The organism is Schaalia odontolytica, from assembly GCF_031191545.1.
Classification (GTDB): domain Bacteria; phylum Actinomycetota; class Actinomycetes; order Actinomycetales; family Actinomycetaceae; genus Pauljensenia; species Pauljensenia odontolytica.
Map to the genome: position 1 here is coordinate 2,384,926 of NZ_CP133472.1, position 13,570 is coordinate 2,398,495.

Genomic DNA, 13,570 nt, shown 5'->3' on the forward strand with positions numbered 1-13,570 from the left:
CGTTTACAGGCCTTTCCCGAGAAGGACGCCGTCGCGCCCGTCTGTTTCATCGAGCAGGATAGTGACGGTTTCATCGCGGGAAGTCGGTAGGTTCTTACCGACGTAATCCGGGCGAATAGGAAGCTCACGATGGCCTCGGTCGACGAGGACGGCGAGCTGAACAGCCGCGGGGCGGCCGATACGAGTAAGAGCATCGAGCGCAGCCTTGATGGTGCGACCGGTGTACAGGACGTCATCGACGAGGACGATAGTCTTACCGTTGATTCCGGTCCGAGGAACCAGTGTTTCTTTCGGTGCCCTCAGGGGCTGAGAGGCCAGGTCGTCGCGATACATCGTGGTGTCGATGATTGCCAGTTCGGCGTAGGTACCGCAGACCTCTTTGATCCTGTTAACGAGCCGACGAGCGAGGGTAGCGCCGCGCGTGGGAATGCCCGCGATAACGAGGTTCTCGCTGCCGCCGTTACGTTCGATGATCTCGTAGGCGATGCGTGTCAGAGAGCGTGCGACGTCGCCAACTCCCAATACTTCTTTGCCGCGCAATGCGCGATCTGCGTGCACTTCGGCCACGCTTACTCCTTCCCCGCCTCACGGGACGGTCATTAAAGGATCCTTGGTACGTCTATCCTACGCTCCTCGCCTGAAGCCGGTGTGACGCCTCCACGTGTGAAAGGCCACGTGAGTGGCGTTAGACTGCAAGAATGAGCCAGGAGTTGAAGCAGTCCAATCCCGGACAAAGGACCGGTGTGAATCCGATGGCGCACGACCGCCCGGTGTCGGGACACAGCGTGACGCTCGACGATATTGCTCTTGCTGCCGGCACATCGATCGCAACTGTGTCACGCGCCCTTGGGGGATCTCCGCGCGTTGCCACCCCAACACGCGAGAAAATCGAAAAGGTCGCCGAGGAACTCGGCTACCGGGCAAACATTGCGGCGTCGCTCCTCGCTTCGTCTCGGCCGCAGATCCTTGGCCTCGTCTGTTCCCTCAGTCAAGAACTGCATGTTCGCTACCGCGCTGAGGCCCTCCGACACGCTGAGGATCGTGGCTTTCGTGTCATCGTGGAGTCAATCGACACATCGCGTGACGTTGACCGAGCGTGGGAGTCCGTTCTGCAACTGCGCGCTCAGGCCGTCATTGCTGTCGACTCGACCTGCATCTCAACGCGCTTTCCGAATACTCCGGCCGTCCTCATTGGTCAGCGCGCGCCTCGTCGAGACATTGATCTTGTGACGAGCTCCAACGAACGCGGTATGGGGCAAGCGATTGCTCTTCTCGCCCAACGTGGCAGCCGACGCATTGCCTTCCTTGAAGGGCCTCCCGGTCCCTCCGCACGAGCGCGCAAAGCGGCTTTTACGCAGGCGTGCATCACTCACGAGGTCGATGCGCTCACTGTGCCGGGCGGTGACAACGTCGACGCTGGCTTCCTCGCTGTCCGAGCGGGTCTCCCTGCCGGAGTTGATGCACTCGTTTGCTACAACGACCAGTGCGCGCACGGTGCCATTCTTGCTCTCCTCGGGGACGGCCTCGTTCCGGGGCGCGATATGTTGGTTGTGGGCTGCGATAACTCGGCGATCGCTTCGTCGCGCGCCCTCTCTCTGACGTCGATAGATCGTGCGCCGTCACGTGTCGCGAGCCTCGCTGTCGATCAGGCGATCGCACGAGCGCTCAGCGACGGTGGCAGCCCGGCTCGTCAGCGTGTTGACACGGAACTCGTCGTGCGGGCGAGCACGGGATAGCCGCGCGGAACGAACTGCCCGTGAGCCCGGCCCGCGCGACCGTCCGCGCTTACTGCACTGAGGACATCAGGCACTCAACGAGCGTGGCATGCACGTTGGGTGTGCCGAGGAGAATCGATCCCTTGTAGCGCACGTCGAGCGGAGTTCCGTCCAAGCGCGTCGCGAGCGCACCGCACTCGGTGGCGATGAGCGTCGCTGCGGCGATGTCCCACGGTGAGACCCACATGTGGACGAATGCTCCAGCCCGGCCGACAGCAACTTCCACGCACTCGAGCGCTGCGGAGCCGTAGCGCCGATGGCCACGGCTGTCCTGAAGCGCGCGGGCAAGCCGAGGCAGCGCGAGGATCTCTTTGATGTCGGTGATGATAATGGCGTCACGATACGTTGACACATCCGTTGCCTGCGTGAGAGGAACCCCATCGACCCACGCTCCTTGGCCTCGGATCGCGTGATAAATGCGTCCGGCGACAACGTCGGCGACCACGCCAAGGACCGGAGTTCCGTCCTCGCACAAGGCTAAGGACACCGCATAATCGCGGTGGGTTTCCACGTAGTTCATCGTGCCGTCGATCGGATCAAGGACCCAGACGAGTCCGGCGAAAGAGTCAACGGCGTGCCCCTCCTCCCCCAGCAGTGGTAAGCCTGTCACCGCGTGAAGATGGGAGGCAATATCCGCTTCGATCGCTTTATCGACGGCCGTGACGAGGTCGTTACGATTTGCTTTCGTGTGAACGTCAAGCTCGACGGGTGGGTGAAGAGCAATGTTCATCCCCCTGCGAACAGCCTCAATAGCCGCGTTGAGCAAATGCTCCATATCAACCGTCATGCTCACGATTCCTCCTTCGCTTCGCTGAATTCACGGTCAGCGCGGAGGTTACGCTCCTCAAAGAATGCGACCATGATCAGGCAGGCGAGGCCAACCGCTGCGGATACAAACAGTACGGTGAATGTCGATGACCAGCCGTGGAGGTGCCATCCGAGGACCGTCACGCCGTCCTTCGTCGGGTCTGCAATGCGGCCGAGAAGAACCTTGGCCATCGAATCGCCAAAGACGTAGCCGAATGCTCGAGGAACTGCGTTGACGACCACGGTCGCGGTCTTCGGGCAAAACCGATGACGCAGATGCCAATCAAGGTGACGGGGCCGAAGATAAGGAAGCCGATCATGAAGAGAGCTCCGTAGACGACAGGAGCTGTCGTCGCATGCGCGTAGACGAAGAGCGGGATGACCACAGCGCCCATCCCGATAGCGGCGCTCAGGGCGCGCCGACCGCCCATCTTGTCTGAGAAGTATCCCCACAGAAGAGAGCCGGCGAGGCCGCCGAGTTCCAGCGCGATGGTCGTGTTCACCGCGAGGTAATCGGAGAAACCAAGCTCCTGACGTGTGTAGAGCACGTTCCAGTTGTCGATGCCAATGCGCACGCAGTACGCGGCCACATTAGCGATGCACAGGAACCAGACGGCAGGATTCTTGACAACGTAATCGAGCAGGATCCGGCCCTTGGAGACGGAGCTTGTAACCGCATCAGCCTTCGACTCGGGTTCACCGAAGATCGCCTCGGGCGTGTTCCAACCGTGCTCCTTGGGATCGTCCTTACCGAAGAACCAGCCCCATATGCCGATTGGGATGCAGATGACGGCGGGGACGATAAACATGCCGATGACAGATCCGTTGAACAGCGTGTTCGCGCCCCAGAGAGCGAGAACGCCCGCCACCATCGCGCCAACGTTGTGCGAGGCATTCCACCAGCCGATGAAGCGACCGCGCAGGGCACGGGGCGTCCATCGGTTCATCGTCGAGTTGCAGCAGGGGCCGCCGGGAGCCTGGAAGAGGCCATTGAGTGACCACAGGAGGATCATCCAGCCGTATGGGCTGTGGAACCATGCGAGCACGAGGCCGATGAGGATCGACGTGACACCCGAGGCGAGCAGCAGTGCGGAGATGACCTTCTTGGTGTTCTTGCCATCAATGAAGAACCCGAGAATGAGTCCGCCGAAGCCGTAGGTTAGCGAGAAGGCGAAGCCGATCGTGCCGAGTTGAGTCGTCGTTAGCCCGACCTGTTCAACGAGGAAAGGCTGCGCGGACTTGAAGTTCGTACGTAGCAGGTAGAAGCCGCCATACACGATGACGAGCACGGCGTACGTCTTGAGGAACTCCATGAGCCACTTTTTACGTTGCTGCTCGAGCGTCAGGGACGTGGGTGGAGACGTACGAATATCGAAAATGTGGGATAGATGCGTCATTGCTGTCTCTCCAGTGTTGTTGGTGTACGCGGGCGATGATGGCGACGGTGTCATCGGCGTCACGCCACTAGAATACAAACGCTTACATTCAGTGTCAAGAGTCGCGTGCGCATGAAAGGCGTCGGTTATGAACTGGTGTCAAACGGCTCAATGTATGAGCATTTGGTTGGTATTGAGGGCGATGCGTGTCGAATACTCCTCGGCCCGCTTGTCAGTGACGTAAGCCTGTCACCGTGTGACGGCGAATTATACCCGGTAGGGGTATCTTGGTATACCCCTACCGGGTATCTCGGCTTCGTGAGCGATACGTAGTCCTGTTGGCGCTGCGATGAAAGGGGCAAAGCCGGTAAAATTCAATGAGCGCCGACGGCGCCTCAGATGCTTCTCTATAGAAAGGCCACACCATGACGATCGAACAGCTTCCCCACCCCGAGGTCCACGGTGGCGGCTGTGGCTGCGGCGAGCACAACGTCGCCGAACCGACCATTGATGCGACCGCTATCCCCCACCGTCTCCGTCACGCAGCTGTCCTCGGCGCAGCCCAGTCGATGAACGCCGGTGAATCCTTCATCATTCGCGCTCCCCACCTGCCTCGTCCGCTGCTTGCTCAGATCGCACAGCTGCCCGGCCAGTGGGCCTTCGAGGTCCTCACCGACGGGCCCGAGCACTGGGACGTGAAGGCGACGCGCACCGCGCTGTGAGCCGCCGTCCCCCGCTCCGGCGCGCGGCTGGGTCCATTCGGCGCGCCCGTGCCGGAGCGGGTTCGGGGCGGTGCCCGTCGGCTGTCGGGGGACACGGCTCCCCCTTCACGCCATAGCGTCTCCGGGCGTCACGAGTCGATGTCGGGGATGTAGCCGGGGCGCACGGCGAAGGATTGGAGAACTTGTTCCCCTCCCAGCAGACTGCCGCGCATCTTCTTCTCGAGCCCTTCCAGCGGTTTCGGCGTCGAGCACCGCCCGTCGGAAAGACGGCACGCGCTGAACTGAGGGGGCGCCTCCCCGTCCTCACTCGGTTCGATCGCGTAGGCGTAGCCGTCGCGCACGTAGAATCGCGCACTCCTCAGCTCGGGCTTCGCCAAGGGCAGCGTCGCCAATTGCGTGACCCGTGCCGACTGGGCGTCGAGCTTGAACACATGGCCGTAGGGCGTCGCGAACGTGTAGAACTGCTCATCGTACTGGCCGAAGAAAGCAGTTTCTTGATAACCCACAGCGAAAGGAGCCCCCTCTTCGTCCGTCACCATCCGGATGCGGCGCTCCCCCGTTCCCAGGTCCCATTCGTTGAGGAAAATGGTCGTCCTCCCCTCGTCGCCATCCGAATCGCGTGTGACGAACTCAGGTGAGTCCAAATACATGAGGTGGTAGAAGACATCGTCCGCACACCACAGATCCGTGCGGAACACTTCGATCCGTGTTTCCCTGGGAGCCACCGCGAGCACCGGGGGCAGGTCCCCATCGTGGGGGTAGACCTGAGCGAGTATGTCGTAGCCGTCGGGCGCTCCCGACTCCGCGGAGTCCGATTGCGCGCCGTCCGACTCCGCTGCGCTCGGCGGGCGGGAGGCGGCGAACTCGGATGCGCTTTCCTGAAGGATGGGAGTGATCCTCGTGGACGTGGACGAGAGCACCCTCCCCCCGCACTCCCCGTTTGTCAGATAGAACTCTTGGTTCTCAGACCGATCCCTGATTCCCCCACTGTCGATGTTGTACGCCCGTTGCACGGGGCCCTCGACGTAGAAACTGAGGACGCTGCCGTCAGTGCTCGAGACGAAGCGCCCCACCTCGTGCCCGCCGTCCACGGTGCGGGGGAACGCCGAGGCGCCGTCGTCAGTGATCAGGTACTCGTACGCCGAGTCGCCGACACTGAGCACCGGCCCGTTCCAAGTCATTTCCGAGCTGAGGAGCCCCTGGGTCCACGCGGCGCTCATGCTGCCGTCCTGCTGGAAGGCGACCAGGTACCCGTTCGCGGTATCCGGGGGCAGCCCGTTCCTGATCCCCTGACTGCTCAGCCTGACGACCAGGAACGCGCCCGAGGTCGTGAACCCCTCCAGGTACCCCACGTCCTCCGTTGTCGAGTGCGCGCATGAAACACAGCAGACGACCAATGCGGCCGCGCTCGCAGATGCGCACAGCGCATTACTGATACGGCGAATGCCGTGTTCCATGCCGCACCGCCTCGATCAGAGTCGCCTGTAGATGTACGAGAGCGAACTATCGCGGATGTCCGACGGGAAAACAGCATTGCCCCCATCGCCATCAACATCAAGGCCTGCACCATAGTAGTAGGCGTACCACACCAACTGCGAGCAATTCAGACTTTTAATATTGTACTCCTTGTTCGACCAGAAACGCCAGTTGTAGGGGTAGTGGAGCAGATGGTTGTAGGCGTAAGCCGCCGCAGCGTCTTGGGTCGCCTGAGAGGTGTGGAAGTAAAAAAGGACGGTTCCCGAGGGAACTGTTACATTCCACACCCAGTCCCAGTTCGACCCTCCAGGTTTTCCAGCCGCCTCAACAATCCAATCACGTCCGGAGAATATCCCAACATGACCGTAATGTGGAACCCCAGGACTCCAGTAGACATCACCGACGTAGTCTGATTTCGGAAGCAAATACGTCGCACCCGCTGTTCCGTCGATAGAGGCCAGGTCCGCGCCCCCTCCTCCGATCTGCATATCTTGCATTTCGGACTCGTATTTCTCCTTCGCAGCGCGCTGTTCAGCCAGGACGCTTCGCGCGTACTCTTGAACAGACATCCCCTTCTCCGAGGATTCGGCATCGAGTGCGCTCGCGAGCTCAGAGGCGGACACTCCTGGATTCAGCGCCAAGAGTTCATCGAATTCAGAGTCGTGCTCTGTAGCAGCATTGGCTAGCGTCGGCATGAAGAATGTCGAACACACCAGACACTGAACCAGTAGCGCACGGACGACTTTGAATGTGCGTGTGTGTGACATCGGAGTTCCCCTTCGCCCTCCGGTAACCCTAATCTGACAACTAGAGCTACCTCAAGGCTACCAGGCCCAACGATCGAATTGTGTGACAGAATATATGAAACGGAACACGTTCATCTTAGTAATTCAAATCATTTGACCTCAAATTATTTCAAATCATCCCACTACTCATATGAGTCATATTTCAATTCTGACCATGAGTACAGTAAAATATGCACCCTTTCCTTGAGAATGGTGTGGAGACTCAGGGAATCGCGCACTCCCTGGGACCACGACCAGCGCTCAGATGTCAAGCGGGCGCAGCAGTTCGGGCGCGGGCAGGCGCCCGTCGACCACGTAGGCGCGGAACACGGGGGCGGCCTGCTCCCCGGTGAAGACCTCCTCGGGGTGGACGCGGACGGCGGCGGGCCCGCCCTCGCCGGGGTCCCACTCGATGCCCATCCAGCTCTCAGGATCTGCGACCGGCTCGCGGGCGACGACGTAATGCTTGTACGAGCCGTCCTGGCCGGTGACGCGGATCTCGACCGTCATCACCCCGGTGGAGCCCGCGCACTGGATGTACGTCGAACGCGCGGGGTCGTCGGCTGCCACGTCCTCGGGGCGCTCGGCGCCGGGGGGCAGCTCCCACACGACCATCGCGTACATGTGCGAGCCGTCGAAGCACCTGGGCGCGGTGAGCACCTCGGTGATCCCGTCGGCGACCGCCTCGGGAGCGCTCTCAGCGGAGAACTCCTCGACGGGCCCCGCCTCCGCGAGCAAATCCGTTCTTGCGAACCGTCTCATACTTCCTGCCTCGGCATGGTCCAGCACCTCTCCCCACCGATAGTAGCCGCCGCGCGGAGCCGGCGCCCGGCCCTCGCGGGGCGCGTCGGCTCCCTGCCGCCGCCGTGCGCCCGCCATCTCACGGCTGGAGGCGCCCGGGCGCACCGGGCCGGGGGCGCTCGGCGTACCAGGCGTCGTAGTCCCGGTTGAACTGGTCCCAGAGGGCGTCGTCGAGCGCGAGCTCACGAAGGGCGCCGTTCTCACCACGGGAGTTCTCGTCGAACCAGGCTTTGCGCATTTGCTGCGGCAGATCAACCAGGCGCAACTCGGTCTACTGGCCAGCAGCACACGGCACCGCTGTTCTAAATTGGTGTCATTCATTGCTCGGCCTCAGTGGTTCTGGGTTGATGCCCTCATATATCTCCGGTCCACCAGATTCCAGGCAGGATGATCGACCACGGCTCCCACGTGTCCGCCACGACGCGGATCCAGCCGTTCGTGAAATCGAGGTGCAACCAGCCCGGGCCGCCGTCCACCGCCAGCAGACGGTTCATCTCGAATGCTTTCAAGCGGACGGCGAGGTCCTGGGGGTCCATCTCGTCCCACATCGCCTCGCCCGCGCTCTGCCCCACGAAAGCGCCCCAAATCTGAAGCCCCATGGCTCCGGCGTGGATGACTGGAACGGTGTCCGACACCAGTTCGGAGCTCGTCACCGTCGCTGGCAGCAGAGAACCAATGCGCTCACGGATGTTCCTCACCATTAGCGTTCGGATGCCTTTCCGCGCGATCGAAGACCAGCGCGAGCCGAGTTGACGAATACCTGGCACCGCGTGTCGAGAACAATGCGGAACTCCGGTGGCCAGGCCTTCCGCTGCGAGTATATCTTCGCGCGCGCTCGCCGACCAGTGCGGCGGCTACGCCTTATGATCAACGATCAACAAGGGCGGGCATGCAGTCACAGCACTGGTCGCCGAGTGGTCAGTACTCCTCGAGCAGTTCGTCCAGCTCGTCGTCGACCAACTCCGCGGACTCGACGGGCTCGGCGCCCTCGGGCAGGGCGCGGGTCGGAGCAGGCAGATCCTCGAGGCGGTCCGCCACCGGTGCGCCCGGATCGGCGCTGTGGGGACCGCTGCCCTCGGCGGCGTCCAAGCCGGTGACGGCGCCATCGGGGCCGACAATATCGCCGTCCACGTGGGCAGCGCCGCTGCCGCTCGGGCCGCCGCTGGCCCAATCGGGATCAGTGCCGATGTCGGCGCCACCGGTCCGGTCGGCACTCCCCTGCCCGCCGACTCCGGCAGTATCGGCACCACCGTCCCCGCCGACGGGGGCTTCCCCGCCGCCAGAACGGTCCGCAGCGCCATCACTGGGCCGATCAGCGCCTGCCGTACCAGCGTCTCCGGTGTCCCCGGCACCAGCGCCGTCGTCGCCAGCCGCGCCATCGGCCTGCCCAGCCCCCGCCTCGTCGAAGTCCCCGTCGTCCCCGCCGCGCCGCGCCCACGAGGAGGCGATGTCCTTGCGGATCGCGTCGAGCACCGCGTTGACGAAACGGGGCGAGGCGTCGGTGGAGATCGAACGGACGATGGAGATCGCCTCGTCGATAACGATGATCGGCGACACCTCGTCGTTCTCGAGCATCTCCCACACCGCCACGCGCATGACTGCAAGGTCGACGGCGGCAATGCGATCCAGGCCGGGCACGCGAGCGTGCGCCGAGATCAGCGAGTCAATGCGGCGCAGATTGTCCGCCACACCGGCGATGATCTGGATCGAGAACTCCGGGAGCGGAGTCTGAGCCGCGGTGATGACGCGGCGCTCGCGCAGGAGGTCGCGCAGCACGTCGGGATTAGATCCCATGCCGCGCTGGTCGGCCTCGTAGACGACGTCGGCCGCGCGCTTGCGGGCCTTGGTGCGCGAGGTGAAGCGGTGCTGCTTCGACATTACTCGGTCACGCGACCCGAGTACGAGCCGTCGCGGGTGTCAACCTTGACGCGGGTGCCTTCCTCCATGAAGAGGGGAACCTGGATCTCGTAGCCGGTCTCGAGCGTCGCGGGCTTGGTGCCGGCGGAAGAACGATCGCCCTGCAGACCGGGCTCCGTGTGCGTGATCGTCAGAACGACGGTGGCGGGCAGCTCGACGAACAGGACGGTGCCATCGTGCTGGGAGACGATAACGTTCTGGTTCTCCACCATGAAGTTGCGGGCGTCGCCCACGGTTTCGGCGGGAACGTTGATCTGTTCGTAGGTGGACTGATCCATGAAGACGTAGTCGGTGCCATCCTGGTACAGGTACGTCATGTCGCGACGGTCGACGGTCGCGGTCTCGATCTTCAGGCCCGCGTTGAAGGTCTTGTCGACGGTCTTGCCGGACAGGACGTTCTTGATCTTGGTGCGCACGAAGGCCGGGCCCTTGCCGGGCTTCACGTGCTGGAATTCGACAACCTGCCAGAGCTGGCCGTCGATCACCATAACCAGGCCGTTCTTCAGATCATTGGTCGTTGCCACAGGGGTACCTCACTTGAGAAGGAATCAGTAATCAGGGGTCAGTTTACACGCGCGTGCGACCAAATCCGCGACTTCTTGCGGGGTGCGGTCACTCGTATCCACTGTTGTGTCGGCCACGGAGGCGTATGCCTCGCGCGCCTGCTTCATCAGCTGAGTGAGCATGGCACGTGGTGCGCCGAGGCCGACGGAACGGGGAGCACCCAGTCCTTCTCGGCGCGATACCGCGGAAAGATCGGCACTCAGCTCGATGACTTGCGCACCTTTGTCGCGTGCGCGACGAATTGCCGAGGCAGTAGTGGGGTCCAGGGGTTGGGAGGCACCGAGCGTGACAATGCCCTCGTCGAGGCCGAGGAGGCGCTCGGCTTCGTCACGCGCGGCGTCGGCAAGGCGAGGATCGCGCCCGACGATGAGGGTGCGCATCGATGTGCCGAGGCGGGCCTCGACTGCATCGTCCGTCTCGTATACCGGTAGGCCACAGCGCTGGGACAACAGGCGAGCGACCGTCGACTTACCCGAACCAGTAACGCCGATCAGGACGATCAGGCTCATGCTCCGATTCCGATCTGTCGAGCGGGACCGGACAACTCCACGGGATCCACGGCAACGGTACCCGGGTGGGCGATGCCATCGAGAAGAACGAAGCGCAGGATGCCGCGCCGCACCTTCTTGTCAGAGAGCATGATGCGTGTCAGTTCGTCCAGGGTGCTGCCCGCGTAGCGGGTCGGCAGGCCAACACGAGCGAAGAGTTCGTCGTGCGCAGCGACCTCGTCCGCGCTCAGCTGCCCCCGCCCCCGAGCGAGTCGCGCAGCGAAGCAGCAGCCGACGGCTACGGCATCGCCATGGCGCCAGGTGTAATTGTTCGCACGCTCAATCGCGTGGGCGAGGGTATGTCCGTAGTTGAGAATCTCCCTCAGGCCGCCTTCCGTCAGATCCGCGGAGACGACGCGGGCCTTCACGGCGATCGCGCGAGTCGTGATGTCCGCGAGCTGGGGGCTATCGGAGCGCAGGAGTTCCTTCGGATCCGTTGCCTGGACGATACGGAGAATCTCCGGGTCCGCGATGAAACCGCACTTGATGACTTCTGCGGCTCCGGCGGCCAGATCAGGGGCGGGCAGACTGTCGAGGAGATCCATGTCGGCGATCACGAAGGCCGCCGGGTAGAACGAACCGACCAGGTTCTTCCCCACCGATGTGTTGATGCCCGTCTTTCCCCCGACTGCTGCGTCGACCATCGCGAGCAGCGTCGTGGGAACATTGATGAGGGTGATGCCGCGCAGCCACGTGGCGGCGACGAAACCCGCCATATCGGTGGTCGCTCCCCCGCCCATAGCGACGATTGCATCTTTACGCCCGAGCTGCAGGCGCCCGCACTCATCCCACAGTGATGCGACGACATCGATCGTTTTACCCGCTTCGGCATCGGGGTGGTCGGCCGTGGAGGCCTCGATCCCCTGTTCGCGCAGGTACTCAGCCAGAGACTGCGCACGCTGCGCAAGCGGCCTCGCGTGAATGATGAGCACCCTGGTGGCGGCCTCGTCAAGTGCGTCGCGGATCGGTTCAAAACCGAGCCCGTGCCCGATGGTGATGGTCGACGGATGCTCTCCGGTGACGTGAATAGACGTGCTCATGAGTGCTCCAACTCCTGTGCGATAGCGGACACGACGTCCTCAACGGGGCCAGGCCCGGATTCGACGATAATGGTGGCGACGGCACGGTAATGGGGCTCACGCTCGGCGCGCAGGCGCGCGAGGGTCCCGGAGGGGTCGCGTGCCAGCAGCGGTCGATGCGTCTTCGAAGCGGTGCGACGAACAAGCTCATCGTGAGGCGCATCGATATAGATGACGGTGTGCCCGGACAGGAGCTCGCGAACGGCGGGGGTCTGTGCGGCTCCTCCGCCGAGGGACACGACGCCCTCAGCCCTGAGTGCGGCCGCGACCGCCTCGGTTTCCAACGCACGAAAAGCGCATTCGCCGTCGGTCGCGAAGATGTCTGCGATCGGACGGCCCGCACGTTCGACGATGAGCGCATCCGTGTCGATATGTGCGATGCCGAGACGATCGGCTAACAGACGACCAACCTTCGACTTGCCTGCGCCGGGCAGGCCGATGAGGACGACCGGCCCCCGAGTGCTCATGCTCGCTCCCCCACCACTGCGAGGTATGCCTCCAGATTCCTGCGCATCTCACCGACGGAACGGCCACCCGCATGATCCGACAGGGCGTCCGCCAGGACGAGTGCCACCTCAGCCTGCGCGATCACCGCTCCGGGAACGACCTGGCACGTGTCGGAGCGCTGGTGCAGGCCCACGGCTTCCTCACCGGTCGCCAGATCGACGCTGCGCAGGGCGCGCGGGACAGTCGAAATCGGCTTGAACGCGGCACGCGTGACGATCGGAGCACCGTTGGAAGTACCGCCCTCAATGCCACCAGCGTGGTTGGAGGTTCGGGTCAGGTGGCCGTCCTCGCCGCGCACGATCTCATCGTGAGCCGTGGAACCGAGGAGGGCGGCCTGCGCGAATCCGTCGCCGATCTCAACGCCCTTCACCGACTGGATCGACATCAGGGCACCAGCCAGGCGAGCGTCAAGGCGCTCGCGCGCGGTCACGTGGCTCCCCAGGCCCACCGGAACGTCGTAGGCAACGACTTCCGCGACCCCACCAATCGTGTCTCCCGCCTGCTTGGCAGCATCGACGGCACCCTCAAAACGGGCATTATCGTTCACGTCGAGCGTACGCATCGACGCCTCGCACAGCGCGGCCTCATCGGCGGGGGTGGGAAGCGACGAGGCCGTGGTATGCTCCGCACCGACGGAGACGACGTGGGAAACGAGACGAACGCCTGCCACCTGATCGAGCAGAGCCTCCGCCAAGACACCGAGAGCAACGCGCGCGGCGGTCTCGCGCGCGCTCGCGCGCTCGAGGATGGGGCGCGCCTCCGCCACATCGTAGGACAGCATTCCGGGAAGATCCGCATGCCCCGGACGGGGCCGCGTCAGCGGTCGGTTTCGTGCGATCTCGCGTTCATCCCCCGTTCCCGCGTCGATGAGCAGGGCAGAAGGATCGACGGGATCCGCGCTCATAACGGTTTCCCACTTGGGCCATTCGGAATTACCGATGCGAATGGCGACGGGAGCGCCGGTTGTGAGTCCGTGACGCACACCTGCAAGGATCGAGACCTCGTCGGCCTCGAATTTCTGGCGCGCCCCACGGCCATAGCCCAGGCGGCGACGCGCAAGCCCGCGGCGTAAATCCTCGGTACTCACCTGCAGGCCGGAAGGAAGCCCCTCAATCGTGGCAATCAGTGCGGGCCCGTGCGACTCTCCAGCCGTCATCCATCTCAGCATGTCTCCCAGTGTCCCACACGCGATGTTGCTGTCGCCCGCCGGCTC

16 protein-coding genes are annotated in these 13,570 nt (G+C 63.3%); 2 read left to right on the forward strand and 14 right to left on the reverse strand.

Going from position 1 to position 13,570, the window contains the following annotated elements; genetic code table 11:
- Nucleotides 1–3 precede the first annotated feature (3 nt).
- A complete protein-coding gene (gene pyrR, locus RDV55_RS10165; RefSeq protein ID WP_111824230.1) occupies nt 4–567 on the reverse strand; it encodes a bifunctional pyr operon transcriptional regulator/uracil phosphoribosyltransferase PyrR in 564 nt (187 codons plus the stop codon).
- Between the two features lie 131 nt (nt 568–698).
- On the opposite strand from pyrR, the gene RDV55_RS10170 reads away from it, so the two are divergent.
- Nucleotides 699–1,736, forward strand: coding sequence for a LacI family DNA-binding transcriptional regulator (locus RDV55_RS10170; protein ID WP_111824229.1), 1,038 nt, complete (start codon nt 699–701; stop codon nt 1,734–1,736).
- A 49-nt stretch (nt 1,737–1,785) separates the two neighbouring features.
- Here RDV55_RS10170 and RDV55_RS10175 read toward each other — a convergent pair whose 3' ends face one another.
- Both RDV55_RS10175 and uhpT read right to left on the reverse strand, forming a co-directional pair.
- Nucleotides 1,786–2,562 carry an inositol monophosphatase family protein gene (locus RDV55_RS10175; RefSeq protein ID WP_003792388.1) on the reverse strand — a complete coding sequence of 259 codons (777 nt, stop codon included), beginning with the start codon at nt 2,560–2,562 and terminating at the stop codon, nt 1,786–1,788.
- Nucleotides 2,563–2,722: 160 nt separating this feature from the next.
- On the reverse strand, nt 2,723–3,979 hold the full coding sequence (uhpT, locus tag RDV55_RS10180) for a hexose-6-phosphate:phosphate antiporter UhpT (RefSeq protein WP_245907760.1): 1,257 nt from the start codon (nt 3,977–3,979) through the stop codon (nt 2,723–2,725).
- 404 nt (nt 3,980–4,383) lie between these two features.
- Here uhpT and RDV55_RS10185 point away from each other — a divergent pair, with 404 nt between their 5' ends.
- Nucleotides 4,384–4,680 (forward strand): DUF2249 domain-containing protein, encoded by a 297-nt coding sequence (locus RDV55_RS10185; RefSeq protein ID WP_111824228.1) that lies wholly within the window; start codon nt 4,384–4,386, stop codon nt 4,678–4,680.
- A 128-nt stretch (nt 4,681–4,808) separates the two neighbouring features.
- On the opposite strand, the gene RDV55_RS10190 is transcribed toward RDV55_RS10185, so the two are convergent.
- The 11 genes from RDV55_RS10190 to aroC all read right to left on the reverse strand — a co-directional run bounded on the left by RDV55_RS10190 (nt 4,809) and on the right by aroC (nt 13,525).
- Entirely contained in the window at nt 4,809–6,137 is a 1,329-nt protein-coding gene (locus RDV55_RS10190; protein ID WP_003792385.1) for a hypothetical protein, read from the reverse strand.
- Between the two features lie 15 nt (nt 6,138–6,152).
- The gene (locus tag RDV55_RS10195) at nt 6,153–6,851 is read right to left on the reverse strand and encodes a hypothetical protein (protein ID WP_003792384.1); all 699 of its coding nucleotides are present in this window, start codon (nt 6,849–6,851) and stop codon (nt 6,153–6,155) included.
- 351 nt (nt 6,852–7,202) lie between these two features.
- Nucleotides 7,203–7,703, reverse strand: a complete 501-nt coding sequence (locus RDV55_RS10200; RefSeq protein ID WP_165835866.1) for an NTP pyrophosphohydrolase — start codon at nt 7,701–7,703, stop codon at nt 7,203–7,205.
- 118 nt (nt 7,704–7,821) lie between these two features.
- Nucleotides 7,822–8,007 carry a modification methylase BabI gene (locus RDV55_RS10205; protein ID WP_231125980.1) on the reverse strand — a complete coding sequence of 62 codons (186 nt, stop codon included), beginning with the start codon at nt 8,005–8,007 and terminating at the stop codon, nt 7,822–7,824.
- Nucleotides 8,008–8,095: 88 nt separating this feature from the next.
- Nucleotides 8,096–8,443, reverse strand: coding sequence for a hypothetical protein (locus tag RDV55_RS10210; RefSeq protein ID WP_003792381.1), 348 nt, complete (start codon nt 8,441–8,443; stop codon nt 8,096–8,098).
- A gap of 217 nt (nt 8,444–8,660) precedes the next feature.
- Nucleotides 8,661–9,620: a transcription antitermination factor NusB gene (gene nusB, locus RDV55_RS10570; protein ID WP_111824225.1), complete on the reverse strand. Its 960-nt coding sequence runs from the start codon at nt 9,618–9,620 to the stop codon at nt 8,661–8,663.
- Nucleotides 9,620–10,183, reverse strand: a complete 564-nt coding sequence (gene efp / locus RDV55_RS10220) for an elongation factor P (protein WP_007589238.1) — start codon at nt 10,181–10,183, stop codon at nt 9,620–9,622. The genes nusB and efp overlap by 1 nt, the downstream gene beginning before the upstream one ends.
- Nucleotides 10,184–10,207: 24 nt before the next feature.
- Entirely contained in the window at nt 10,208–10,732 is a 525-nt protein-coding gene (locus tag RDV55_RS10225) for a shikimate kinase (protein WP_111824224.1), read from the reverse strand.
- Nucleotides 10,729–11,811, reverse strand: a complete 1,083-nt coding sequence (gene aroB / locus RDV55_RS10230) for a 3-dehydroquinate synthase (protein ID WP_111824223.1) — start codon at nt 11,809–11,811, stop codon at nt 10,729–10,731. Before aroB ends, RDV55_RS10225 begins: the two co-directional genes overlap by 4 nt.
- Nucleotides 11,808–12,317, reverse strand: coding sequence for a shikimate kinase (locus RDV55_RS10235; protein WP_111824222.1), 510 nt, complete (start codon nt 12,315–12,317; stop codon nt 11,808–11,810). Before RDV55_RS10235 ends, aroB begins: the two co-directional genes overlap by 4 nt.
- On the reverse strand, nt 12,314–13,525 hold the full coding sequence (aroC, locus tag RDV55_RS10240) for a chorismate synthase (protein WP_111824221.1): 1,212 nt from the start codon (nt 13,523–13,525) through the stop codon (nt 12,314–12,316). The genes RDV55_RS10235 and aroC overlap by 4 nt, the downstream gene beginning before the upstream one ends.
- Between the last annotated feature and the right edge of the window lie 45 nt (nt 13,526–13,570).

Bases quoted from the DNA above. Each gene is read 5' to 3' on its own strand.
- nusB (WP_111824225.1), bottom strand. From the start codon at position 9,620: ATGTCGAAGCAGCACCGCTTCACCTCGCGCACCAAGGCCCGCAAGCGC.
- aroB (WP_111824223.1), bottom strand. From the start codon at position 11,811: ATGAGCACGTCTATTCACGTCACCGGAGAGCATCCGTCGACCATCACC.
- RDV55_RS10195 (WP_003792384.1), bottom strand. From the start codon at position 6,851: ATGCCGACGCTAGCCAATGCTGCTACAGAGCACGACTCTGAATTCGAT.
- RDV55_RS10170 (WP_111824229.1), top strand. From the start codon at position 699: ATGAGCCAGGAGTTGAAGCAGTCCAATCCCGGACAAAGGACCGGTGTG.
- aroC (WP_111824221.1), bottom strand. From the start codon at position 13,525: ATGCTGAGATGGATGACGGCTGGAGAGTCGCACGGGCCCGCACTGATT.
- RDV55_RS10235 (WP_111824222.1), bottom strand. From the start codon at position 12,317: ATGAGCACTCGGGGGCCGGTCGTCCTCATCGGCCTGCCCGGCGCAGGC.
- RDV55_RS10210 (WP_003792381.1), bottom strand. From the start codon at position 8,443: ATGGTGAGGAACATCCGTGAGCGCATTGGTTCTCTGCTGCCAGCGACG.
- RDV55_RS10190 (WP_003792385.1), bottom strand. From the start codon at position 6,137: ATGGAACACGGCATTCGCCGTATCAGTAATGCGCTGTGCGCATCTGCG.
- RDV55_RS10175 (WP_003792388.1), bottom strand. From the start codon at position 2,562: ATGACGGTTGATATGGAGCATTTGCTCAACGCGGCTATTGAGGCTGTT.
- RDV55_RS10225 (WP_111824224.1), bottom strand. From the start codon at position 10,732: ATGAGCCTGATCGTCCTGATCGGCGTTACTGGTTCGGGTAAGTCGACG.
- uhpT (WP_245907760.1), bottom strand. From the start codon at position 3,979: ATGACGCATCTATCCCACATTTTCGATATTCGTACGTCTCCACCCACG.
- RDV55_RS10185 (WP_111824228.1), top strand. From the start codon at position 4,384: ATGACGATCGAACAGCTTCCCCACCCCGAGGTCCACGGTGGCGGCTGT.
- RDV55_RS10200 (WP_165835866.1), bottom strand. From the start codon at position 7,703: ATGAGACGGTTCGCAAGAACGGATTTGCTCGCGGAGGCGGGGCCCGTC.